18 protein-coding genes are annotated in these 24,658 nt (G+C 70.7%); 3 read left to right on the top strand and 15 right to left on the bottom strand.

The window, feature by feature from the left end; translation table 11 throughout:
• Positions 1–22: 22 nt before the first annotated feature.
• Positions 23–1,741 (bottom strand): ABC transporter ATP-binding protein, encoded by a 1,719-nt coding sequence (locus HEQ75_RS16585; protein WP_168032638.1) that lies wholly within the window; start codon positions 1,739–1,741, stop codon positions 23–25.
• 34 nt (positions 1,742–1,775) lie between these two features.
• Entirely contained in the window at positions 1,776–3,368 is a 1,593-nt protein-coding gene (locus tag HEQ75_RS16580) for an ABC transporter substrate-binding protein (RefSeq protein WP_168032636.1), read from the bottom strand.
• Between the two features lie 107 nt (positions 3,369–3,475).
• Here HEQ75_RS16580 and HEQ75_RS16575 point away from each other — a divergent pair, with 107 nt between their 5' ends.
• From HEQ75_RS16575 to HEQ75_RS16565, 3 genes are all read left to right on the top strand, one after another.
• On the top strand, positions 3,476–3,778 hold the full coding sequence (locus HEQ75_RS16575; RefSeq protein WP_168032634.1) for a hypothetical protein: 303 nt from the start codon (positions 3,476–3,478) through the stop codon (positions 3,776–3,778).
• An 80-nt stretch (positions 3,779–3,858) separates the two neighbouring features.
• Positions 3,859–4,857, top strand: a complete 999-nt coding sequence (locus HEQ75_RS16570; RefSeq protein ID WP_168032632.1) for a TAXI family TRAP transporter solute-binding subunit — start codon at positions 3,859–3,861, stop codon at positions 4,855–4,857.
• 25 nt (positions 4,858–4,882) lie between these two features.
• Positions 4,883–6,796 carry a TRAP transporter permease gene (locus HEQ75_RS16565; RefSeq protein ID WP_168032630.1) on the top strand — a complete coding sequence of 638 codons (1,914 nt, stop codon included), beginning with the start codon at positions 4,883–4,885 and terminating at the stop codon, positions 6,794–6,796.
• 99 nt (positions 6,797–6,895) lie between these two features.
• Here HEQ75_RS16565 and HEQ75_RS16560 read toward each other — a convergent pair whose 3' ends face one another.
• The 13 genes from HEQ75_RS16560 to pehA all read right to left on the bottom strand — a co-directional run bounded on the left by HEQ75_RS16560 (position 6,896) and on the right by pehA (position 24,656).
• On the bottom strand, positions 6,896–8,320 hold the full coding sequence (locus HEQ75_RS16560) for an alkaline phosphatase family protein (protein ID WP_168032628.1): 1,425 nt from the start codon (positions 8,318–8,320) through the stop codon (positions 6,896–6,898).
• A gap of 144 nt (positions 8,321–8,464) precedes the next feature.
• Positions 8,465–9,346 carry an ABC transporter permease gene (locus HEQ75_RS16555; protein ID WP_168032626.1) on the bottom strand — a complete coding sequence of 294 codons (882 nt, stop codon included), beginning with the start codon at positions 9,344–9,346 and terminating at the stop codon, positions 8,465–8,467.
• A gap of 2 nt (positions 9,347–9,348) precedes the next feature.
• Positions 9,349–10,290 (bottom strand): ABC transporter permease, encoded by a 942-nt coding sequence (locus HEQ75_RS16550; protein WP_168032624.1) that lies wholly within the window; start codon positions 10,288–10,290, stop codon positions 9,349–9,351.
• A 1-nt stretch (position 10,291) separates the two neighbouring features.
• Positions 10,292–11,302, bottom strand: a complete 1,011-nt coding sequence (locus tag HEQ75_RS16545; RefSeq protein WP_168032621.1) for an ABC transporter ATP-binding protein — start codon at positions 11,300–11,302, stop codon at positions 10,292–10,294.
• The gene (locus tag HEQ75_RS16540; protein WP_168032609.1) at positions 11,299–12,282 is read right to left on the bottom strand and encodes an ABC transporter ATP-binding protein; all 984 of its coding nucleotides are present in this window, start codon (positions 12,280–12,282) and stop codon (positions 11,299–11,301) included. Before HEQ75_RS16540 ends, HEQ75_RS16545 begins: the two co-directional genes overlap by 4 nt.
• Positions 12,279–13,886: an ABC transporter substrate-binding protein gene (locus tag HEQ75_RS16535; RefSeq protein WP_168032607.1), complete on the bottom strand. Its 1,608-nt coding sequence runs from the start codon at positions 13,884–13,886 to the stop codon at positions 12,279–12,281. The genes HEQ75_RS16540 and HEQ75_RS16535 overlap by 4 nt, the downstream gene beginning before the upstream one ends.
• Before the next feature lie 2 nt (positions 13,887–13,888).
• On the bottom strand, positions 13,889–15,508 hold the full coding sequence (locus tag HEQ75_RS16530; protein WP_168032605.1) for an ABC transporter substrate-binding protein: 1,620 nt from the start codon (positions 15,506–15,508) through the stop codon (positions 13,889–13,891).
• Between the two features lie 2 nt (positions 15,509–15,510).
• Positions 15,511–17,079 (bottom strand): ABC transporter substrate-binding protein, encoded by a 1,569-nt coding sequence (locus tag HEQ75_RS16525; RefSeq protein WP_168032603.1) that lies wholly within the window; start codon positions 17,077–17,079, stop codon positions 15,511–15,513.
• A 4-nt stretch (positions 17,080–17,083) separates the two neighbouring features.
• Complete coding sequence (locus tag HEQ75_RS16520) at positions 17,084–18,667, bottom strand: ABC transporter substrate-binding protein (RefSeq protein WP_168032601.1); 1,584 nt, start codon at positions 18,665–18,667, stop codon at positions 17,084–17,086.
• A 3-nt stretch (positions 18,668–18,670) separates the two neighbouring features.
• Positions 18,671–20,290: an ABC transporter substrate-binding protein gene (locus tag HEQ75_RS16515; RefSeq protein ID WP_168032598.1), complete on the bottom strand. Its 1,620-nt coding sequence runs from the start codon at positions 20,288–20,290 to the stop codon at positions 18,671–18,673.
• Complete coding sequence (locus HEQ75_RS16510) at positions 20,287–21,519, bottom strand: alkaline phosphatase family protein (protein ID WP_168032597.1); 1,233 nt, start codon at positions 21,517–21,519, stop codon at positions 20,287–20,289. Before HEQ75_RS16510 ends, HEQ75_RS16515 begins: the two co-directional genes overlap by 4 nt.
• Complete coding sequence (locus tag HEQ75_RS16505) at positions 21,519–23,066, bottom strand: ABC transporter substrate-binding protein (RefSeq protein WP_168032595.1); 1,548 nt, start codon at positions 23,064–23,066, stop codon at positions 21,519–21,521. The genes HEQ75_RS16510 and HEQ75_RS16505 overlap by 1 nt, the downstream gene beginning before the upstream one ends.
• Before the next feature lie 27 nt (positions 23,067–23,093).
• On the bottom strand, positions 23,094–24,656 hold the full coding sequence (gene pehA, locus HEQ75_RS16500) for a phosphoric/sulfuric ester hydrolase PehA (RefSeq protein ID WP_168032593.1): 1,563 nt from the start codon (positions 24,654–24,656) through the stop codon (positions 23,094–23,096).
• Positions 24,657–24,658: the final 2 nt, after the last annotated feature.

The raw sequence follows: 24,658 nt of genomic DNA, 5'->3' as shown, positions 1-24,658 counted from the left end.
GTCCGGGTCGCCCGGGGCGCGCTCACCCGGCCTGCATCTGCGCCCCATGCAGCCTTGCATAGGCGCCGTCGGCGGCCAGCAGCGCGGCATGGCTGCCCTGTTCGGCGATGCCGCGTTCCGTCACCACCAGGATGCGGTCGGCGTCGCGGATCGTCGCCAGGCGGTGCGCGATGACCAGCGTGGTGCGGCCTCGCGCCAATTCGGCCAGCGCCTGCTGGATGGCGCGCTCCGTCTCCGTGTCCAGGGCGCTGGTCGCTTCGTCCAGGATCAGGATGGGCGGGTTCATCAGGAAGATGCGCGCGATCGCCAGCCGCTGCTTCTGGCCGCCGGAGAGCTTCACCCCGCGCTCGCCGATCAGCGTGTCCAGCCCCTCCGGCAGATCCGCGATCAGCGTGTCCAGCCGGGCGCGGCGGGCGGCCTGCAGGATGGCGGCGTCATCGGCGCCCAGCCGGCCATAGGCGATGTTCTGCCGGATGCTGCCGGCAAACAGGAACACATCCTGCTGCACGATGCCGATCTGCTGGCGCAGCGAGGCCAGCGTCATCTGCCGGATGTCGATGCCGTCGATGGTGATGCGTCCCGCCTCCACCTCGTAGAAGCGGGGCAGCAGCGAACAGATGGTGGTCTTGCCGGCGCCGGACGGCCCGACGAGGGCCACCGTCTCCCCCGGCGCCACCGCCAGGTCCAGGTCGCGCAGCACCGGGCGCCCCGGCGTGTAGCCGAAGCTCACGCCCTCGAAGCGCACATGGCCGGCGAGCGGCGGCGCCGGCCGTGCCTCCGGCGCATCGGCGATGTCGGGCTCGGTGGCCATCAGGTCGAGGAAGCTGCGGAAGCCGGCGATGCCCTTCGGGTAGGTCTCGATCACCGCGTTGATCTTTTCCAGCGGCCGGTAGAACACGTTGACCAGCAGCAGGAAGGCGACGAAGTCGCCGATGGAGAGGCTGCCGGCGACGATGAAGGCGGCGCCCGCCAGCATCACCACCAGCTGCACCAGCCGCATGCCGAGGTAGTTCAGCGTCATGCTGACCGCCATGATGCGGTAGGCATCCAGCTTGGTGCGCTGGTACTGCGCGTTGTCGGCGGCGAATAGTCGGCGTTCATGCGCCTCGTTGGCGAAGGCCTTCACCACGCGGATGCCGCCGACGGCTTCCTCGATGCGGGCGTTGAAGGCGCCGACGCGGCCGAACTGCGCCTGCCAGTTCTGCGTCATCCGCCCGCCGTAATGTGCCACCACCCAGCCCACCAGCGGCACGATGACAGCGGTGAGCAGCGCGAGCGGCGGGCTGACCAGAAGCATCAGCGCGAAGGCGCCGAGGAAGGTGAGCACGGCGATCAGCAGGTCTTCCGGCCCGTGATGCGCGACTTCCCCGATATCCTCCAGGTTCTTGGTGACGCGGCCGACCAGGTGGCCGGTCTTCTGGTTGTCGTAGAAGCGGAAGGACAGCCGCATCAGATGGTCGAAGGCGCGGCGGCGCAGCTCGGTCTCGATGGCGATGCCGAGCACATGCCCCCAATAGGTGACGACCGCCATCAGCCCGGCATTCAGCAGGTACACCGCCAGCAAGCCGGCGACGGCCAGCAGGATGAGCTGCATGTCCTGCTGCGGCAGCAGATGGTCGATGAAGCCACGCACCGCCATGGGGAACAGCAGCTCCAGCATGCCGGAGGCGGCGGCGCAGCCGAAATCCAGCAGCACCAGACGGCGGTGCGGGCGGTAGAATTCGAGGAATTGGCGGAGCATGGGGCGGTGCCTACACCACCCCATGCGGCGGGCGCTATGCCCGGCGCACGTTGATCGGCAGCGTCATGCCCTTCTGCACGCCGGTGATGCTGCGCCGCCACGCGCTGTCCACGAAATACTGGCCGAGCGGGATGAAGGGCGTGTCCTGCCAGACCTGCGCCTGGATGCGCCGCGCGATGGCCTTCTGCTGGTCCAGCGAGCCGGCATCCAGCCATTCGTCGCGCATCCCCTCCAGCGCCGGGCTGGTGGGCCAGCCGAACCAGGCGCTGCGGCCATTGCCGCGCAGCAGCGGGTGCACGCCGGGATTGGCAAGATCCACGCCGCCGAACAGCACGATCAGCGCGTTCCAGCCGCCCTCGCCGGGCGGGTTCATCCGGCCGCGCCGCTGCAGCACCGTGCCCCAGTCGCTGGTGGCGCTTTCGGCGTTCAGGCCGGAGCGTTGCAGCGCATCGGTCAGCACCGTGGTCATGGTGTTGTTGTTCACCACGTCGGTCGGGTGCAGCACCGTCACCTTCTCGTTCGCATAGCCGGCCGCGCGCAGCGCCGCCCTGGCCGCATCGAAGCTGCGCGGGCCGGTCAGCGCCGAGATCCCCTCGTCATTGGCCAGCGGCGAGGAGGTGGGGAAGGCGCCGATGCCATCGCTCCACAGCGCGCGGTCGGTGCCCATGATGGCGGACATGAAGTCACTCTGGGTGACGGAATGGAGCAGGGCACGGCGGATCGCCGGGTTGTCGAAGGGCGGGTGCAGGTGGTTGAAGCGGAGCGACGCCATCAGCCCGCCGGCATCCACGCGCTCCACCGTGATGTCGCGATGGCGCTGCAGCACCGGGCGCAGGTCGGGTGCCACCTGCTCGTACCAATCAACCTCGCCGGCCTGCAGCGCGCTGGCGGCGGTGCCGGCATCGGGCATGATGCGGAACTCGACGCGCTCGAAATGCGCCAGCTTGGCGCCGCCCAGCAGGTTGGGCGGGTTCGGGTTGGGCACGTAGCCGGTGAACTTCCGGTACACCACCCTGGCGCCGGAAAGCCGTTCCTCCGCCACGAAGCGATAGGGGCCGCTGCCCACCACCTCGGTGAAGGGGCGCGTCGGGTCCACATTCGCGAAGCGTTCGGGGAAGATGAAGCAGGGATAGGCGGAAGGCTTGCCGAGCGCGTCCAGCATCGGTCCGAAGCGCTGCTTCAGGCGGATCTCGAAGCGCCGGTCGTCCAGCGCGCGCATGCTGTCGGTGCGTGCCCGCAGCGTCTGGCCCAGCGTGTCCCGCGCCGACCAGCGGGCGATGGAGGCGACCGCGTCCTGCGCCCGCACCGGCTCGCCATCATGGAAGCGGATGCCGGGCCGCAGGGTGAACACCCAGCGCAGCCCGTCCTCTTCCACCACATGCCCCTCGGCCAGCTGCGGCCGCATGGTGAAGCGGCTGTCCGGGCCGTACAGCGTGTCCCAGCACATGTGGCCGTGGTTGCGCACGCCGTAGCTGGTGGTGCTCATCGGATCGAGGCTGGTGACATCCGCCTGCGGGATGAAGCGCAGCGTGTGCGCGGCCTCCCCCTGCGCCAGCGCCGGCGCCGGCCGGCCAAGTTGCAGGGCGCCGGCGGCACCCAATCCGGTCAACAGGCTGCGGCGATGCATGGTTCTCTCCAGCTGCGAGAAGCTCGCAGCATGCCGCCCCGCCGCGCCGGCTTGCAACAGCGCGCTGCGCACGGCATGGCGTGCCCGTCGCTGCAGGGTATTGCCGCATGATCGGGGAATTGGTGGCCTGGCTGGTGCTGACCTTTCTGGTCGGCCCGATGCAGGCGGACCTGCGGGACAGGCTGCTGGCCGCCCAGGCGCCGCCGGCGGTGCTGGCGCAGCTTGCGGTCTGCGCCAGCGGCGCCGCGCCGGCGCTGGTGCAACGGGCCGGCGAGGATCCCTGGTGGGGGGTGACCACCGCGATCCGCGCCTGGATCGGCACCCTGCCGCCGGAGGATGTGCTGGCGGACGCCACCCCGGGCTGCGGGCCGGCGGTGGCGGCGGCACGCCCCTTCCTCCGACGCGGCTGAAACAATCCCGTCAACGCCCCGTTGCAAGCGGGCCGCGACCCCGCGCATGATCGTGATGCTGAGAAACGGGGAGGCCCTCGATGGCCATGATGATTTCGCGCCGCAGTGCGCTTCTGCTGGGTGCCGGCGGCCTTGCCGCGCCCTTCATCCGGACGGCGCAGGCGCAGCAGACCTTTGAATGGGTTGCCGGTTCGGTCGGTGGCGGCTGGTACACCATGGCCGCCGGCCTCTCCTCGCTGATCGCGGAGGAGAACCCGGATATCCGCATCCGCGTCGTGCCGGGCGGCGGCCTGGCCAATTCCACCCGCGTGAACAACGGCCAGTCGCCGATGGGCTGGGGCATCGATGCCTTCGCCGCCGCCGCCCGCCGCGGCGACGAGCCCTATCGCGCCAAGCACGAGAAGCTGATGAGCCTCGGCAGCGGCTACAGCCCGACCGAGCACAATCTGGTCCGCCGCGTCGGCGCCGGCGGGCCGACCGGGATGCGCGAGATCCTGACCCAGCCGGGGCTCAAGATCGCCTGCCCGCAGCGTTCCTCGACCGACGAGATGACCCTGCAGCGCATCCTGAAGTTCCTGGGCAGCAGCCCGGACCAGATCCGCAGCTCGGGCGGCCGCTACCTCAATGGCTCCTACGCCGATATCGGTGCGGCCTTCGCCGACGGCCAGGTGGACTACCTCTACGCCGCGCTGGCCAAGCCGGCCGCGCTGCTGACCGAAATCGGCCAGGGAAGGCACGAGGCGCAGCTGGTCGGCTTCCCGGACGACATCCGCCAGCACCTGATCAGCGCCTATGCCTATTCCGAGGGCGTGCTGCCGGCCGCCACCTATCCGAAGCTGCAGAGCACGGACCTGAAGGTGACGACGATGGACAGCGTCATCATGGTGCATGAATCCCTGCCCGAGCCGGTGGCCTACGGCGTGACCCGGACGCTGATCAAGAACAAGGGCACGCGGCTGACGCAGATCCACGCCTCCATGGGCGCCTTCAACCCGGCCGTCGCCTGGAAGTACGAGGGGCTGCCGCTGCACCCGGGGGCGGCGCGCGCCTTCCGCGAAGCCGGCGTGATGCCGGGCTGAGCCACCCGCGAACAGGGACGCGGGCATGCGTGAACTCGCCGGCCCGCTGAAGTGGGTCTGTTGGGCATGGGCCGCGGCGGCAGCCGCGGTCCATCTCTATTTCGGCGGCTTCGGGTTCCCCGAGCCGATCCAGATGCGCGGCTTCCACCTGCTGGTGTTCACGCCGCTGCTGTTCCTGCTCTACCCGGCCTTCAAGACGCGATCGCCGCGGCACCGCCCTTCCGTCTTCGACTGGATCTGGGCGGTGGCCTCCGGCGTGCCGCATGCCTGGGTGATGTGGAACTGGATGGCGGTCGCCGACCGCATGGAATATGTCGACCCCTTCACCCCCACCATGATGGTGCTGGGCCTGGTCGCCATCGTCACCATCCTGGAGGCGATCCGCCGCGCCGTGGAACCCGGCCTGGCCATCATGGTCGCCGTCTCCCTGGCCTACATGCAATGGGGCTGGCTGGTGCCCGGCCTGCTGAACGCGCGGCCCTTCACGCCGGAGGAGATCGTCGAGGCCTCCTGGCTCGTGCCCACCGCGGGCGGCGTCTACGGGCCGCTGACCGGCATCGTCGCCACCATCATCGCCGTCTTCGTGCTGTTCGGCTGCTTCATGCAGGCCAGCGGCACCGGGCGGCTGTTCTCCAATTTCGGCTCCGCCGTCGCCGGGCGCTATTCCGGCGGGCCGGCCAAGGTCGCCGTCGTCACCTCCGGCCTGTTCGGGACGATGAGCGGTTCCTCCGTCTCCAACGTCATCACCACCGGGTCCATGACCATCCCGCTGATGATGCGCGTGGGCTACCGCCCGGCCGTCGCCGGCGGGATCGAAAGCGCGTCCTCGGTCGGCGGCGCGCTGATGCCGCCGGTGATGGGGGCGGCCGCCTTCGTCATGGCGGAAATCACCAACATCCCCTACGGCAACATCCTGGTCGCGGCCGCGGCCGGGGCGGTGCTGTACTACTTCGCCATCCTCGCCGCCGTGCATTTCGAGGCCAAGAAGCTCGGCCTGGCACCGGTGCCGCTGCACGAAATTCCGGCCTGGCGCGAGGTGCTGGCCGACGCCCATCTGGTGATCCCGATCGGCGTGCTGGTCTGGCTGATGACGGAGCGCTGGTCCGGCAATTTCGCGGCCTTCGCGGCAACGCTGTCGATGGTCGGCGTGGCCATGCTGCGGCGGCGGTCCCGCATGTCGCCCTGGCAGATCGTCAACGCCCTGGCCCAGGCCGGGCTGACCATGGCGCCGCTGGCGGTGACCATCGCTGGCGCCGGCATCGTCGTCTCCGCGCTCACGGCCACCGGCATGGTGGTCGCCTTCGGCGGCATCATCAAGCAACTTGCCGGCGGCAGCCTGCCCATCCTGCTGGTCCTGCTGGCGCTGACGGTGCTGGTGCTGGGCATGGGGATCCCCACCACGCCGAGCTACATCATCGCCGCGGCCATCGGCGTGCCGCAGGTGCTGGAACTGGGCGCCGCGCTGAACGTGGACACGCTGCAGGCGCACATGTTCGTCTTCTACTTCGCGGTGCTGGCGGATACGACGCCCCCCGTGGCGGCTGCGGCCTTCGCCGCCGCCGCCATCGCCCGTGCCAGCCCGCTGATGACGGCGCTGCATTCCTCCCGCTTCGCCATCGCCGGCTTCGCGGTGGGCTTCGCCTTCATCTACGACCCGGGCATCATGATGCGCGGCGGCCTGGTGCAGATCGCCACCTCCATCGCCATCATGGCAGGGGCGCTGACCCTGTTCACCAGCGCCTGGGCCGGCTGGCTGCTGGCGCCGATGGCGATGCCGCTGCGCCTGCTGCTCGGTGGCACCGGCCTGGCCGTGGCCTTCCTGCACGCCATCCCGGATCCGGCCCGGCTGGCCCTGGCACTCGGCATGCTCGGCGGCGTCGCGGCCTGGCAACTGGCGGCCGGCCGCCGGCGCGCTGGGGCGCCCGGCGCCGTGCGGTAGTCTGGGGGGGCGCTGGTTGCCGGCAGTCGGGCTCTGGCCCGCCCGCGCTGCGAACAACCGGCACTGCCCCAGCAGGCTGCGTTCGCTTGGACGCTTGCCCTACCCCCGTCGCATCGCCGTCGGGTAGAGCCGTCCGGCGGGCGCGGCCTGCATCGCCTCCAGCACGAAGCCGCGGGGCAGTTCGATCACCTCGTGCAGGGGCGGGCTGTCCTGTGCGGCATCCCAGGCGGCGGCCAGCGGCCGGCCCTCGCAGCCCTCGGAGCCCAGGCCCAGCAGGTGCAGCAGGGTGGGGGCGATGTCGGTGAGGTCCGCGGGGGTTTCGGCGACCGCGCCGCGGCGGAACGGACCGCCCTGCATCACCAGCACGGTGGCAAGCTCGGCGCGGTGCAGGCCGCCATGCATGCCGCCGCCCTCGGGCACGTCCGGCGCGTCGAAGGGCGCCGTGCCGGGCAGGCCCCAGGCATCCGGCGTCTCGGTGCCGGCGAAGGTTGCTACCAGATCGGCGCTGCGGCGATGGCCGCTGCCGAGCAGGGACAGCGGCAGCGCCTGGCCCGCGGGCAGGATGGACGCGTCGCGCGCCAGCAGCGGGCCGGCCCAGGGCTGGCGGGACAGGAACTCCGCCACCTGCGGCGCCATGGCCGGGTCGCGGAACCACAGCCCCGGCGCGGCGGCGGGCGCCACCACCACATCCACATCCGGCGCCATGCCGGTGCCGGCGCGGAAGCCGGCCTTGCGGAGCTCCTCGGCCAGCGACAGCTTGCCGACGCCGGTGACATGGCCGTGGTCGGAGATCACCAGCAGCCCGATCTCCGCCGCGTCCGGCTGCGCATCCCGCCAGGCCATCACGCGGCCCACGATGGCATCCGCTGCCGCCAGCCCTTCCCGCGCCGCGGGCGAGAGCAGACCGCCCCAATGGAAGGCGATGTCGGGCTCGGACAGCCACAGCAGCGCCACATCGGGCCGGCGCTCCGGCAGCACCACCTCCAGCAGCACCCGCCCCGCATGCTCCAGCCGCGCGACATTCGGCACCACATGGGGCGGTGTCGGACCCAGCCGGTCCCGCACCCGCTCGGCCGCCTCGCCATCGACATCCTCGACGTTCCAGCGGAAGCCACCCAGCCGCTCCGCCGCCGGATGCAGCAGCCGGGCCGCACCGGCCGAACCCGCGCTGACCAGCGCGAAGGACAGCCCCGCCTCCGCCAGACGCTCGCCCAGGCTCGGCCGCTCCAGCGGGCTCTCGCGGCCCTGCGCCATGGCCATCACATCGGCCACCAGCTTGGTCCGCAGCAGCCGCCCCGGCGCCACCGCCGCATCGAACAGGGTGTTCGCGACCATGCCATGCCCGCCCGGCCGGCAACCCGTGATGAAGGACGGTGTCGCCACCCGCGTCTCGCTGGGAAATACGCTGCGCGCCTGCGCAAACCGCACCCCCTCCGCCACAAGCCGCGCCACATTCGGCGTCAAGGTCGGCGAGACAAGGTCCGGCCGCATCCCATCCAACGCCATCACGACAAACCGCGGCATCTCAGGCACTCCTGTGGGTGAGGGTCGGGGTGGTTGCGAAGGTCGTGCGGGGGGCGTTGCCCCCTGCACCCCCGCCAAAGGGCGGCGGCCCTTTGGAAACCCATCCGTTCGGGGGTTCAGAGGCCATCCGCCCCGCCCCGGCCTTCACCGCAAGGTGGGGTCCAGGCGGTCGCGGAGCCAGTCGCCGATGAGGGAGACGGACAGGGTGGTGAGGATGATGGTGAAGGCTGGGGCCAGCAGGATCCAGGGCGCGCGGGTGAGGTATTCGCGCCCGTAGCCGACCATGGAGCCGAGCGAGGTGGCGGGCGGCTGAACGCCGAGGCCGAGGAAGGAGAGACCCGATTCCAGCAGGATGATTTCCGGGAAGGCCAGGGTCATGGAAACGATGAGGGTGGAGGCGATGTTCGGCAGCACGTGCCGCCCGTAGATGCGCCAGGGGGAGGCGCCGAGCTGGCGCACCGCAGCCGCATAGCCCTGCGCGCCGGCGGAGATGGCCAGGCCGCGGGCGATGCGGGCATAGCGTTCCCAGGCGTGCAGGCCGAGCAGGCAGATGAAAAGCACCATGGAGTTGCCGAAGAAGGCGAGCACCGACAGCGCCAGGATCAGGAAGGGCAGGCTGGCGGAGAAGTCCACCAGGGCAAGCACCACCTGTTCCACGAAGCCGCGGAAATGCGCGGCCAGGAAGCCCAGCGTGGTGCCGATGACGGCGCCGATGATGGTGGCGCCGAAGGCGATCAGCAGGCTCATGCGGATGGAGTAGATCAGCCGCGCCATCACGTCGCGGCCGAGTTCATCCGTGCCCAGCGGGTGCAGCCAGGTGCCGCCCATGAAGGCGGGGGGCGAGAGGCGGTTGCGCAGGTCGAGCGCGGTGTAGCTGTAGGGGCTGAGGAGGTCGGCGCCGAGGGCGATGACCAGCATGGCGGCCAGCCAGGTCAGGCCGAACAGCACCATGGGCGGCGGCAGGCTGCGGCCGCGCTTCGGCGGCGCGGCGCTGGCGAGGCTGGTGGGGGCGGTGATGTCGGACATGGTCAGGCGGCCCCCGTCGCGCGCTTGGGCTGGTTGCGGAGCCGCGGGTCCAGCAGGCCATACAGCAGGTCCACGACGAGGTTGGCGGTGACCATGGTGGCGGCGACCAGCAGCAGGATGCACTGCACCACGGCGAGGTCGCGGTTCGCCACGGCCACCACCAGCAGGCGGCCGACCCCGGGCCAGGAGAAGACGCTTTCGACGACGACCGCGCCGGCGATCAGGCTGCCGACCATGAAGCCGACGATGGTGACGGTGGGGATGGCGGCGTTGGGCAGGGCATGCCCCCAGACCACGGCGCGCCACGGCACGCCCTTGGCGGAGGCGGTGCGGATATAGGGCTGCCCCAGCACTTCCAGCATGGCGGAGCGCGTGAAGCGCGCCAGCACCGCGGCGCCGCCGACGCCCATGGTGATGATGGGCAGGATCGCGTGGCGCCAGCTTTCCTGCCCGCCGGAGGGCAGCCAACCGAGCTGCACGGCAAACACCAGCACCAGCAGCAGGCCGAGCACGAAGGAGGGCACGGTGAAGCCGGCCACCGCCATCAGCATCACCGCGCGGTCGATGAAGGAGTTGCGGTGCAGGGCGGCGGTGATGCCGGCGGGAATGCCGAGGCCGAGCTTGATGAGGAGCGCCGGGATGGTGAGCGCCAGGGTGGCGGGGATGCGTTCCATCACCAGCACGATGGCGTCGCGCCCGTCCCGCATGGAGCGGCCGAGATCGCCCTGGAAGATGGCGCCGAAGTAATGGAAATATTGCAGCCAGACGGGTTGGTCGAGACCCCAGGCGGTGCGGAAGGCGTCCACCGCCTCGGGTGGTGCATCGGCGCCCATGATGATCTGCGCCGGGTCGCCGGACAGGCGCAGCACGATGAAGGCGAAGGTCACCACCATGACGATGGTGACGGCGGCGCGCAGCAGGCGGCTGCCGAAGAATCGCAGCATGTCAGGCAGCCTCTCGCATCAGGCCGGCTCCGGGGGCGACCTCGCCCTGCGCCACATGGCAGGCGACGAGGCGGCCATCGCCCGGGCGGGGCTTCAGGCTGGGGGTTTCTTGGGCACAGAGCGCGGTCGCGACCGGGCAGCGCGGGTGGAAGGCACAGCCGGAGGGACGGTCGGCGGGGTTGGGCGGGTCGCCCTGCAGCACGATGCCGCGGCCGATCTTGCCCGGATGCGGGATGGCGGAGACCAGCGCCTGCGCATAGGGGTGCGCCGGGTCGTGCAGCACCGCGTCCGGCTCGCCTTCCTCGACGATGCGGCCGAGATACATGACGGCGACCCGATGGCTCACCTGGCGCACCGCGCGCAGATCATGGCTGATGAACAGGATGCCGAGGCCGAGGCGTTCCTGCAGCTCGACCAGCAGGTTCATCACCTGCGCCTGGATCGAGACGTCCAGCGCGCTGATCGGCTCGTCGCAGACCAGCATGGCGGGATCGGTGGCGAGCGCGCGGGCCAGCACGGCGCGCTGGCGCTGGCCGCCCGAGAGTTCGTGCGGATAGCGTACCGCCTGGTCCGGCCGCAGCCCGACGCTGCGCAGCAGCTCGGCGGTGCGGGCGCTGCGTTCCTCGGCCGTGCCGATGGCGTGAATCTCCAGCGGCTCCGCCACCTGGGTGCCGATCGGCAGGCGCCGGTCCAGCGCGCCCAGCGGATCCTGGAACACCATCTGCATCCGGGCGCGCAGCTTGCGCCAGGCCTCGGTGTTCGGCGCCGGCATCGGCCTTCCCTCGAAGGCGACCGTGCCGGAATCGGGGTTTTCGAGGCCGAGCACCAGGCGCCCGGTGGTCGATTTGCCGCAGCCGGATTCGCCCACCAGCCCGAGCGTGCGGCCGCGTTCCAGCGTCAGGGAAACGCCGTCCACGGCGCGCACCTCGACACTGCGGCCCAGGAAGCCGCGGCGCATGGCGTAGCGGCGGACCAGGCCCTGGGCGACCAGCAATTGCGCGTCGTCCCTCATGCGTAGGCCGCCTGGTGATGGCTGGCGGGCAGGGTGGCGCGGATGCAGGCGGCGCGGTGGCCCGGCGCCACGCCGACCTGTTCCGGCGCGGCCGCATCGCAGGCCGAGACATGCATGGCGCAGCGCGGGGCGAAGGCGCAGCCCGGCGGCATGGCCCAGGGCTCCGGCACGCCGCCGGGAATGGCGGCAAGTCGCCGGCGTGGCCCGTCCAGCGGCGGCAGCGCGCCCAGCAGGCCGCGGGTATAGGGATGGGCGGGGGCGCTGAACAGCCGCGCGCTGGGCGCCTGTTCCACGATGCGCCCGGCATACATCACGCAGACCCGCTCGCAGCTGTCGGCCACCACGCCGAGGTCGTGGGAGATCAGCACCAGCGCCATGCCGGTGTCGCGCCGCAGATCCTGCAGCAGGCGCAGGATCTGCGCCTGGATGGTGACGTCGAGCGCCGTGGTGGGTTCGTCCGCCACCAGCAGTTCCGGCCGGCCGGCCAGCGCGATGGCGATCATCACGCGCTGGTTCTGCCCGCCGGAGAGTTCATGCGGCCAGGCATCCAGCCGGCGCGCCGCGTCCGGGATGCCGACCTGGTCGAGCAGGCGCTTGGCCTCCGCCCGCGCCGCGGCGCCGCCCATGGCGCGATGCAGGCGCAGCGCCTCCGTGATCTGCTTGCCGATGCGGTGCACCGGGTTGAGGCTGCTGGCCGGGTCCTGGAAGATCATGGCGATGCGGCCGCCGCGCACGCGGTCCAGCACATGCGGCCGGGCCTGCAGCAGTTCCACATCGTCCAGCTTCACGCTGCCGCTGATCTGCGCGCGCCCCGGCAGCAGGCCGAGGGCGGCGAGCCAGGTGACCGACTTGCCGCAGCCGGATTCCCCGACCAGGCCCACGGATTCGCCCGGCGCCACCGAAAGGTCGATGCCGCGCAGCGCCGCCTGCCCGTCGAAGCTGACACGAAGGCCCTTGAGGGTGACGAGGGCGGCGCTCATGCGCGGACCCGCAGGTTGCCCTGGCTGAAGACCATGGCCCAGCCCTTGGCGGCGCGCCACTGGATGTCCTTGCGCTTGGCCGTGAAGGCCGCCGCCTGGTGGAGCACGATGTAGCCCGGATCCTCGCGTTCCAGGATGGTCAGCAGGCGGCGGAACAGCTCGCGGCGGCGGGTCAGGTCGGTCTCGGTCTCCAGCGCGGCCGAGGTCTCGTTGAACGTCGCGCTGCTCCACTCGCCGGTGCGCTCGGCTTCCGTGCGCGGGCCGAAGCTGCGCAGGATGCCGGCGACCGGGTCGCCGAAGATCGAGGTGTTGGACCAGTCGCGCACGCCTCGGCCCGGGGTGCGGGCGGTGACCTGGGCGAAGTTCTCCATCATCTCGATCTGCACGTTCAGGCCGGCGGCGCGCCACATCTCGACCGCGATCTGCCCGCTGGCGACCTGGTTGGTGTAGTAGTTGTTCAGCAGGCGATAGGTGATCGGCTGGCCCTGGTAGTTCGCCTCGCGCAGCAGGCGGCGCGCTTCCGCCAGGTCGAAGCGCGGGTTCTCCCAGTCCGGCAGGTACATCGCGCCGTAGCTTTCCAGCTGCATGCCGCGCGGGATCACGGTGCGCCCGGCCCAGAGCGTATCCACCAGGACCTGGCGGTCGATCGCATGCGACATGGCACGGCGGATGCGGGCATCGGCCAGCACCGGGTTCGACTTGTCGAAGGCCAGCTTGCGGATGTTGTTGATCGGGCTGCCCAGCACCTCGAAGCGGCTGTTGCGCTCCACCACGCTGATCTGGTCGGGCGGGATGTCGCAGGCGAAGTCATATTCACCGGAGAACAGGCCATTCACCCGGCCGGAGACTTCCGGAACCTCGACGAAGCGAAGCCGCCGCGCCGGCGGGCGGCCGCCCCAATAGGCATCATGCGCCTCCATCACCAAGGCGGTGTCGGGGCGGAATTCGGCGATGCGGTAGGGGCCGGTGCCGACCGGCGCGCGGCCCCATTCCAGCCAGCTCGGCGCGGCGGCAAAGGCCTCGCGCGAGAGGATCGCGCCGACGCTCTGCGCGATGCGGCCTTCCAGCGTCACATCCGGGCTGCGGTTGACGAAGCGCACGGTGTGGCGGTCGACGATCTCGATCCGTGCGAGGCCCGGATAGGTGCGGCGGCTGACGGCGATGACCTCGGCCGGCGGCTCCTTGGTCGCGGTGCCGGCCAGCACCGTGGACTGCCCCGCGCCGCTCGAACCCTGCGTGCCGAACAGGCGCGCGCCGAAGGAGAAGGCGACATCCTCCGCCGTCATCTCCCGACCGTCATGGAAGCGCACGCCGGGCCGCAGCGTGAGTTCCAGCGTCGAGGCATCCCGCCGGCGCCAGGCGGTGGCAAGGCCCGGGACCAGATCCGCATTGCCGAGCCAGTTGGTGCCGACCAGCTGCTCCGCATAGAGGCCATGGATGCGGAAGCCGACATTGGATTGCTCGCGCGGCGGCTCGAAGGTGTTCGAGTTGGAGAGCTTCTGCACGGCGATGGTCAGCGTGGGCCGGTCATCGCCCTGCGCGATGGCCGGCATCGCCAGCAGCGTCGGCGCCGCGAACAGCGCACGGCGGGAGATGTTGGTCATGTTCAGGCTCCCCAATTCCGCGTGCGGAAATCCATGCTGAAGGACTGCGCCGCGTTCCAGCCGATGTCGCGGCGCTTGGCCGTCAGGTTCACCGACTGGTGCAGCACGGTGTAGGCAGGGTCCTCGCGCTCGGCGATCTCCAGCAGGCGGCGGAACACCACCCGGCGGCGGGCGCGGTCCGTGCTGGTCTCCAGCTCACCGGACAGGCGGCCGAATTCCTCGTTGCGCCATTCGCCGATCTGCCATTGCTGGCCCTGCGGGCCATGCTGGGCGGTGAGCGAGGCGGTGGGGTCGTTGAAGCTGGCGCTGTTCGACCAATCCCGCACGCCGCGCTGGCCCTCGCGCGAGAGCACCTGTGGGAAGTTCTCCCGCATCTCGATCTGCACGTTCAGCCCGACCTGGCGCCAGCCTTCCACCAGGATCTGCGCCGTCGCCGTCTGGTTGGTGTAGTAGTTGTTCAGCAGGCGATAGGGGATGGCCTCGCCCCGGTAGCCGGCTTCGCGCAGCAGGCGGCGGGCCTCCGCCAGGTCGTATTTCGGCACGGCCCAGTCGGACAGGAACATGTCGCCGTAGAAGCCGAACTGCAGCCCCTTCGGCACCGGCGCCCGGCCATCCCACAGCGCGGCGGTGATGGCGTCGCGGTCGATGCTGTGGGTGAAGGCGCGGCGCACCAGCGGGTTGGCGAGAACCGGGTGGTTCTTGTCGAACACCGTCAGGCGGTGGTTCATGATCGGCCCGCCGACCACCTGGTGGCGCGGGTTGCGTTCCACCGTCGCGATCTGGTCGGGCGGCATGTCGCAGGCGAAATCGGCCTCGCCGGACAGCAGCATGTTGATCCGCGACGCGACCTCCGGCACTTCCATGAAGCGCAGCCGGGCGATCGGCGGGCGGCCGCCCCAGTAGTCATCGAAGGCTTCCAGGATCAGCGACTGGTCGGGGCGGAATTCCGCCACGCGATAGGGGCCGGTGCCGATGGGCCGGCGCGCCCAGTCGAGCCAGGAGCCAGCCTTCTCGAAGGCGTCGCGGGAGAAGATGGCGCCGACATTGCGGCTGATGCGGCCTTCCAGCGTGACGTCCGGCACCTTGTTCACGAAGCGCACGGTGTGGCGGTCCACGATCTCGATGCGCTCGAAGGCCGGGTAGGTGCGGCGGGCGACGGCCAGCACCTCCGGCGGCGGCGTGCGGCCGGGATTCTGGCCGGGGATCACGGCGAACAGGTTGCGCGCCTGCTCCACCGTCATGCCCCAGCCCATGCGCTGCGCGCTGAAGGAGAAGGCGACGTCCTCGGCCGTCATCTCCCGCCCGTCATGGAAGCGTGCGCCGCGGCGGAGCGAGAGCTCCACCGTGCGGTCATCGATGCGGCGCCAGGATTCCGCGAGTGCCGGCTTCAGGCCGAGGTCGCCGGTCCAGCTCTGCTCGATCAGCGTCTCGGCATAGCTGTTCCAGGTCCGCGTGCCGACATTGGACTGCTCGCGCAGCGTCTCCAGCGTGTTGGTGTTGGCCAGCTTCTGCACCGCGATGGTGATGGTCGGGCGCTGGTCCGCCTGCGCAATGGCGAAGCGCGGCAGGATCAGGGAGGCGCCGGCCAGCCCGAAGGCGGTGCGGCGGGTGAGGGTGGTCATGGTCAGGCTCCCCAATTGCTCGCGCGGAAATCCATCACGAAGGACTGCGCGGCGCGCCAGGCGATGTCGCGGCGCTTGGCGGTGAAGTTGGCGTTGCGGTGCAGGACGACGTAGCCCGGGTCCTCGCGCTCGATGATCTCGAGCATGCGGCGCCAGACGATGCGCCGGCGCGGCCGGTCCATGCTGGTTTCCAGCTCATCGGCCAGCGTGCCGAATTCCTCGTTGCGATACTGTTCGCGCAGCCAGGGCGCGCCGGCGCGGCCCCAGGTGCCGGACATCTGGATCGAGGGATCGTTGACGGCGGCAGCGGCGGACCAGTCATGCACGCCGCGGCTGGTCTTGTCGCCGGCCTGGATCTGGCCCCAGTTCTCGACCATCTGCAGCTCGACATTCAGGCCGACGGCGCGCCAGCCCTCGACGTTGATCTGCGCCGTCGCGGTCTGGTTGGTGTAGTAGTTGTTCAGGCAGCGATAGGGGATGGCCTCGCCGCGATAGCCGGCCTCGCGCAGCAGGCGGCGCGCCTCGGCCGGGTCGAATTTCGGCACCTCGACATCGGCCAGGTACATGTCCGCGTAGAATTCCCACTGCAGGCCGCGCGGCACCGTGGTGCGGCCGCCCCACAGCGCGGCGACGATCGCCTCGCGGTCGATGCTGTGGCTCATCGCGCGGCGGATCAGCGGATTGGCCAGCACCGGATGCGCCTGGTTGAAGACCAGGTAGCGGGTGTTGTTGATCGGCCCGCCCGCGACCTCGAAGCGCGGATCGCTGGCGATGCGCTCGATCTGGTCGGGGGGGATGTCGGAGGCGAATTGCGCCTCGCCGGAGACCAGCATGTTCACGCGGCTGGCCACTTCCGGCACCTCGGCGAAGCGCAGGCGGCGGATCGGCGGGCGGCCCTGCCAATGCTGGTCGAAGGAATCCAGCGTCAGCATCTGGTCCGGGCGGTATTCGGCGATGCTGTAGGGGCCGGTGCCGACCGGCTTGCGCGCCCAATCCATCCAGGACGGCGCGGCCATGAAGGCGCGGCGGTTGGCGATGACGGCGGCGGTGCGCGCCATGCGGCCTTCCAGCACGATGTCCGGCACCTTGTTCACCAGGCGCACGCGATGCGGCCCCAGCACCTCCATCCGCTCGAAGCCCGGGAAGATGCGGCGCGCGCCCTGGACGACCGCGGTCGGCACCTCCTTCGCGCCGCCGCCCCACATGCGGTCCGGGCCGAAGGAGAAGGCGACGTCATCGGCGGTGAAGGCATCGCCATTGTGGAAGCGCACGCCCTGGCGCAGCGTGAAATCCACGGTGCGGTCATCGACGCGTTCCCAGGCGGTGGCCAGGCCCGGCTGCAGCGCCATGTCGCCGACCCAGTCGGTATCGACCAGCGGCTCCACATAGTTGCGGAAGATGCGCGTGCCGACATTGGATTGTTCGCGCAGCATCTCCAGCGTGTTGGAGGTGCTGATGTTCTGCACCGCGACCGTCACCGTCGGCCGGCTGTCGGCCTGGGCGATGGCGGGGGCGGGCAGGGCAAGGCTGGCGGCGCCGAGCTTCAGCGCGGAACGGCGGGAAAGTTTCATGGGCTCAGGCCCCCCAGTTCTGGCGGCGGAAGTCCATCACGAAGGACTTGGCCGGGCGCCAGGCGATGTTGCGGCGTTTGGCGGTGAAGTTCGCGGTCTGGTGGATGACGTTCACCACCGGGTCCTCGCGTTCCATGATCTGCAGCATGCGCGCCCAGATGGCGCCGCGGCGTGCGCGATCCGTGCCGGATTCCAGCTGCGGCACCAGCGCGTGGAACTCCGCGTTCTTCCACATGCCGTTGCGGCTGAGCGAGCCGCGCGGGCCGTAGGTGGTGGGCACGAAGGAGACGGGGTCGTTGAAGAAGCTGGTGACGGAGTGTTCGAACATGCCGCGGCCGGGGCCGGCGGCCTGCACCTGGCCCCAATTCTCCACCATCTGCAGCTGCACGTTCAGCCCCGCCGCGCGCCACATCTCCACCATCACCTGGCCGGTCGCGGTCTGGTTGGTGTAGTAGTTGTTCAGCATCCGGTAGGGGATGGCGTCGCCGCGGTAATTCGCCTCCCGCAGCAGGCGGCGGGCTTCCGCCACGTCGAAGCGCGGCACCGACCAGCCCTGCGCCAGCATGCCCTCGAAGAAGGGGAATTGCAGGCCGGCGGGGATCTCCGTGCGGCCGGCCCAGAGGCTGTCCACGATCGCCTTGCGGTCCACCGCATGCGTCATGGCGCGGCGCACCAGCGGGTTCTCCAGCACCGGGTGCGTCGTGTCGAAATGCGTGACGCGGTGGTTCATGATGACGCCACCCACCACCTCGAAGCGCGGATCGCGCTCGATGGTCGTGATCTGGTCGGGCGTGATGTCGCAGGCGAAGTCATACTCCCCGGCGAACATCCCATTGATGCGGGAGGACAGCTCCGGCACTTCCAGGAAGCGGATCTGGCGGATCGGCGGGCGACCGCCCCAGTAGTCGTCGAAGGCTTCCAGCACCAGGCGGCTGTCGATGCGCCATTCGGCGACGCGGTAGGGGCCGGTGCCGATCGGCATCTGGAAGAACGGCGCCCAGCCGCCGGCACGCGCAAAGGCCTCGCCAGGGATGATGCTGCCGGCGCGGTGCGAGAGGCGGCCTTCCAGTGTCACGTCGCCGGTGCGGTTCACCCAGCGCAGCCGGTGCGGGCCGAGGATCTCCACCTTCTCGAAGCCCGGGAAGGTGCCGCGGGCGCCGGCCATGACTTCCGGCGGCGGCGCGGACGGGCCGGTAAGGCCGGGCCGGCCGAACATGCGCTCCGCGCTGAAGGTGAAGGCGACGTGTTCCGCCGTCAGCTTCGTGCCGTCATGGAAGCGCACATCGTCGCGCAGTTCGAGCTCGACGGTGCGGTCGTCGATGCGGCGCCAGGCGCTGGCCAGGCCCGGGCGCAGCGCCAGATTGCCGGTCCAGTCCGTGTCGATCAGCGGTTCCTTGTACAGGTTGTACCAGCGCGTGCCGACATTGCTGGCCTCCCGCAGGATATCCAGCGTGCCGTTGTTGCCGATCTTCTGCACGGCGATGGTGATGACGGGCCGCTGGTCGGCCTGGGCGATGGCGAAGCGCGGCAGGGTGGCCGCCGCCGCGCCGATCGGCGCGGCGGCCAGCAGGGTGCGGCGGCGGAGCATGGCTCAGGCCCCCCAGTTGCCGGCGCGGAAGTCCATCGCGAAGGCCGGGCTTGCCTTCCAGGCGATGTCCTTGCGCTTCGCGGTGAAGGTCGCGTTCTGGTGGATCACGGTGTAGGCGGGGTCCTCGCGCTCCGCGATCTCCAGCATGCGGCGGAACACGGCGCGGCGCCGGGCGCGGTCCGTGCTCGTCTCGAGCTCCACCGAAAGCCGGTTCAGCTCCTCATTGGCGTATTCGCCGACCTGCTGCTGCTGGCCGTTCGGGCCGTGCTGGTTGACGATGGAGGAGACCGGGTCGTTGAAGGGCGCGCTGTTGGACCAGTCGCGCACCGCGCGCGGGCTGGACCGGTCGAAGATCTGCGCCCAGTTCTCCTTCATCTCGATCTGCACGTTCAGCCCGACCGAGCGCCACATCTCGACCAGCACCTGCGCCGTCGCCACCTGGTTGGTGTAGTAGTTGTTCAGCAGGCGGTAGGGGATCGGCTCGCCGCGGTAATTCGCCTCGCGCAGCAGGCGGCGGGCCTCGGCCGGGTCATAGGCCGGCACCGACCAATCCGCGTGGAACATCGGGCCGTAATAGTCCCACTGCAGGCCCTTCGGCACCACGGTGCGGCCGGCCCAGAGGCTTTCGACGATCGCCTGGCGGTCCATCGAATGGGTGATGGCGCGACGCACCCGCGGGTCGCGCAGCTGCGGGTGGTTCTTGTCGAACACCGTCAGGCGGTGGTTCAGGATGGTGCCGCCCTGCACCTCGAAGGCGCGGTTGCGCTCGACGGATTCGATCTGGTCCGGCGGCAGGTCGCACGCGAACTGGTACTGGCCGGAGAGCAGGCCGTTGATGCGGGAGGACACCTCCGGCACCTCGACGAAGCGGATCTGCTTCAGCGGCGGGCGGCCGCCCCAATAGGCATCGTGCGCCACCAGCGTCAGCGACACGTCCGGGCGGAATTCCGCCACCATGTAGGGGCCGGTGGTGACGGGCTTGCGCGCCCAGTCCAGCCAGCTGCCGGCTTCCTCGAAGGAACGCCGGTTCATGATGTCGCTGCCGTAGCGCGCCAGCCGGCCTTCCATCGTCACGTCCGGCGTGCGGTTGACGAAGCGGACGGTGTACTTGTCCACCGCCTCCACCTTCTCGAGCGCCGGCCAGTTGCGGCGGGCGACGGCGGCGACCTCGGGCGGCAGTTCCTTGCCGGTGCCGCCGGGCAGGCGGCTGAACAGCGTGACGCCCTGCGGCGCGCCCTGGCCGGTGCCGAACATGCGCTCCGGCCCGAAGGTGAACACCACGTCGTCGGCGGTCAGCTCGTCGCCATTGTGGAAGCGCACGCCCTGGCGCAGCACCAGCTCCACCGTGCGGTCATCCAGCCGGCGCCAGGACGTCGCCAGGCCGGGGACGCTCCGCAGGTCGCCGAGCCAGTCGCGGCCGATCAGGCCTTCCCACAGGGAGGAGAAGAACACGCGCTCGCCCACATTCGACTGCTCGCGCAGCACGTCGAGCGTGTTGCTGTTCACCACCTTCTGCACGGCGATGGTGATGGAGGGGCGGTTGTCGGACTGGGCAATGGCGAAGCGCGGCAGGGCCAGCGCCGCCGGCGTGGCCAGCAGCGCGCGACGGGGGAGGGCGGTCATGCGGGAATCCTCTCTCGGATCAGGTTGGGCCTGGTGCCGGCAAGCGCGGGAAGGCCCAGGAGGTGCAGGATGGCAGGCGCCAGGTCGCGCAGGCTGGCCCGCGGCACGAGGCCGCGCGGCATGCCGCCGCCCGCCAGGAAGGCGACGGCGTCATCGCCCGGCGTGCCCGGCGCATTGCCATGGGTGGCCACGACGATCGGCGCGCCCGTCGGCGTGGCAACATCGGTGCGCCGTTCGAAGGCCTGGCCGGCCGGCGCGACGAAGGTGGTGATGCGGCCGCGCTGCGCCTCCGGCAGATGCGTGTCGGGCAGCGGCGTGATGCCGAGCGCGGCCAGCGTCGCCACATCGCGCGCAGTGGCGGCGAGCACATGCAGCGCGCCGCCTTCCGAGGCCCAGATCTTTCCCGGCAGGATCGCTTCCGGGTACAGCGCGGTGTCGATCGGGGCGTGGCCATGGTCGCTGGAGACGACGATCAGCGTGTCGTGCAGCCGCCCGGCCGCCTCCAGATGCTGCACCAGCCGGCCCACCAGCATGTCCGCCAGCGCGATGGCCAGGTCCGCCGCCGCGCTGCCCAGACCGTGGTAGTGCAGGGCGGCGTCGGGCGTGGCGATTTCCGTCAGCACCAGGCGCGGCGGGGCCTCGCCGCAGAGCAGCGCCGCCGCGGCGTCGATCTGCGCCATGTCGCAGGCGAAGCCCAGCATCTGTGGCTGCACCAGGCCGTGCGGCGTGGCGCCCGGGCCGAAGGTGAAGGCGCCGCGCCGCAGCGCCGCCGCCAGCAGGCCATCGGCATCGCGCCGGATGTGCAGTGGCGCGGCGGCGGGTCCCTTGGTGTTGGCGGGATCGGCGGCATCGAGATGCTGCCACCACGGATCCGAATGCCAGTCGGCATCGGCAGGATCGACCAGGCCGAAGCCGATGCTGGCCACCGTGCCGCCGGCATCGCGCACCGCGCGGGCCAGCGTCGGCACCCGGATGTCATCGGCCATTGCCTTGCGGAAGCGCGTGCCGTCATGGATCGCGTTGCCCCAGACGCCGTTCTCCGCCGGGCCGCGGCCTGTCAGCATCTCCGCCCGGCCGGGGAAGGAGACGGATGGCTGCGCCGGCGTCACCCGCGCCAGGTGCAGGCCGCGCGCGGCCAGCGCCGAGAGGTTGCGCAGGCGGGCGGCCTCGGCGGCGAAGACATCCGCCGGCAGCCCGTCGATCAGCAGCAGGATGGCACGTTCGGCCATCAGCGGGCCGCCGTGCGCAGGAAGGCCGGGCGGAAATCCATCCACTCCACCGGCAGCGGCTGCCAGGCGACATCGCGGCGCTTGCCGTAGAACAGGCCGAACTGGTGCAGCACCGTGCCCGGGCTGTCCGTGCGGTCGTAGACGGTCAGCATGCGGCGCCAGGCGGCCTGGCGGGCGGCGGTGTCGGTCGAGCTTTCCAGGATGGCGCCGTCGCGGTTGAACGCGTCATTCACCCATTCGCGGTAGCTGCCCTGCACCGGCCCGCGCGGGCCATACAGGCGCCACAGGCTGCCCACCGGGTCCGGCAGGGTCATGGTGTTGGACCAGTTGCGGATGCCATGCGCCGGGTCGTTGACGATCTGGCTGTAGTTCTCCCGCACCTCGAGCACGACGTTCAGCCCGACGGCGCGCCACATCTCCACCAGCACCTGCGCCGTGGCGAGTTCGTTGGTGTAGTAGTTGCTCAGCACATTGTAGGTGATCCGCTCGCCCCGGTAGCCGGCTTCCGCCAGCAGGCGGCGCGCCGCCGCCGGGTCGAAGCGCGGCATCGGCCAGTCGGCAAGGAACAGGTCGCGATAGGCGGGGAACTGGTGGCTGCGCGTCACCGGCAGGCGGTCGTCCCACAGCGCCCGGGTGATCGCCCCGCGGTCGATGGCGAGATTCAGCGCCTCGCGCACGCGGGGGTCGCGCAGCGCCGGGTTGCGGGTGTTGTAGGACAGCACGCGATGGTTCGCGACGCCGCCGCCGACGATCTCCAGCCGCGGATCGGCGGCGACCACCGGGAACTGGTCCGGCGGGATGTCGGTCGCGATCTGCACCTCGCCGCTGCGCAGCGCCGCGACGCGGGAGCCAACCTCCGGCACCGCCCAGAAGCGCAGCCGCTGCGCCGGCGGGCGGCCGCCCCACCAGGAATCATGCGCGACCAGCACCAGGTCGTTGCCGGCGCGGTAGCTCTGCACGCGATAGGGGCCGGTGCCGATGGCGCGCTGGTTCCAGGCGGCGAAGTTCGGCGCGGCGCGGAACGCCTGCAGGCCGACCACGCCGCCGGGGATGGTGCCCAGACGCTGTTCGATCAGCGGGTCGTCCTGGCTGGTGACGATGCGCACCGTCTGCGCATCCACCACCTCGATGTCGGCGAAGGTGCCGAAGAAGATCCGGCCCACCGCATAGCCCGGCGCGCCCTGGTTGCGCATGCGTTCGGGGCCGAAGGTGAAGGCGATGTCCTCGGCGGTCAGCCGGCTGCCGTCATGGAAGGTGACGTCGCGGCGCAGCGTCAGTTCCAGCGTGCGGCCGTCGATGCGGCGCCAGCTTTCCGCCAGCGCCGGCAGCGGCCGGAAGTCGCCGGCGAAGTCCATCGTCAGCAGGCCGTCGAAGATGTTGGCGTAGCCGCGCCAATCGACATTGCCGAACTGCGTCAGCGGGTCGAGCGACCGCGGCACGTCCTGCACGGCGATGGTCAGGGCGGGGCGTGCCTCCTGCGCCAGCGCCGGTGCGGCGAGCGCACAGGCGGCAAGGGCGGCGATCAGTCTCTGGCGCAGGGTTCGCATGGCGTGGCCTTCCGTTCCGGTGTCGGACTACTCCGCCGCGGCGCGCGCCGCCGGCGCGGCGGGCGCCGGGCGGCGCTCCTCCAGGCCCTTCGGCGTGGCGCGGAAATGGGTCAGGGTGCGTTCGGCGTGCCGCAGCCGCAGCGACAGGGCGCGCTGCGCGTAGTCCTTCACGCGCGCGGCGTAGGCCGAGTCCTCGGCGCGGTTCTCGAACTGGTTCGGGTCGCGCTGCAGGTCGAAGAACAGCGGCGGCAGGGCGGCGAAGTGGACGTATTTGTAGTCCGCGTCCTGCACGACGCAGAGGCTCGACGTATCCATCGTCAGGCCGAGCGCCGTCTCCGGCTGCGAATAGTGGATGTCGCGGAAATCGTATTCGTAGTGCAGCAGGTCGCGCCAGTCGGCCGGCTTCTCGCCCGCCAGCACCGGCAGCAGGGACCGGCCGTCGCAGGCGCGCGGTGCGGTGCCGCCGAGCCATTCCAGGATGGTCGGCATCACGTCCACGCTTTCGGTCAGCGTGTCGTCGATCAGCCCGGCCTGCGCCCCGGCGCCCTTGACCACCAGCGGGATGCGGAAGCTCTCGTCGAAATAGCCGAGCTTGCCGAGCAGCCAATGGTCACCGAGCTGCTCGCCATGGTCGGAGGTGAAGATGATGGTGGTGTCATCCCACTGCCCGGTCTGTTCGAGATAGGCGAAGACGCGGCCGAGCGCGTCGTCGATCTCGGTCATCAGGCCGCAATAGCTGGCGCGCATCTGACGGATGCTGGCCTCATCCAGCCCCGCGCCCGCACCCTGGCCGCCGCGGAAGAAGCTGGCCTGGCCGATGGCGCGCAGATAGTGGCGCAGCAGCGGATGCTGCTCGGCCTCCTCCTCCCAGCGCGGGGCGCGCACGGGGGCGGGCATGTCCGCCGGATCATACAGGCTGTTGTAGGGCGCCGGCGCGATGAAGGGCGGGTGCGGGCGGTAGTAGCCGAGGTGCAGGAACCACGGCTTCTCGCCCTTGCCCTTCAGGTAGGTCAGCGCCTTCTCGGTGAAGAAGGTGGTGTCCGACAATTCCTTCGGGATGCGGGACGGGCGGTTGGTGGCGCCCGGCACGGCGTCCTCGCCTTCCGGCAGCCAGATATCCTCGCGCTTCGCCGGCAGTTCGTAACCCTGATGCGCGAGCCAGCCGAAATACCCGTCCATGTTCGGCTCAAACGCGCCGACGCTGCGGAAACCGTCCATCAGGTCGCCGAGGGTGGTGAAGCGCGGGTCGCGCGGGCCGGTGGTGCGCGGGTCCGGCGTGGTGGTGGTGTAGCCGATCAGGGCCGGGTCATAGCCGATCAGGCGCAGCTGCTTGCCGAGGTTGGTGTGGCGCGCATCCAGCGGCACCGTGTTCTGCACGGCGCGGTGGTTCATCAGGTACAGGCCGGTCAGCAGGCTGGCCCGCGCCGGGCCGCAGGGCACGGTGTTGGTGACGTGGTTGCGGAAGGTCACACCCTCCCGGCAGAGGCGGTCGAGGTTTGGCGTGCGCAGGAAACCGGCGCCGAGGGCGGGCACGAAATCGGCGCGCCACTGGTCCACCACAATAAGAAGAACGTTCTTCCGCGAACCCATGC

Origin of the sequence: Falsiroseomonas selenitidurans (assembly GCF_012103215.1) — a bacterium.
Lineage (GTDB): Bacteria > Pseudomonadota > Alphaproteobacteria > Acetobacterales > Acetobacteraceae > Falsiroseomonas > Falsiroseomonas selenitidurans.
Note: the sequence above shows the minus strand (reverse complement) of the source record. Positions and strands in the feature narration are given on the sequence as shown.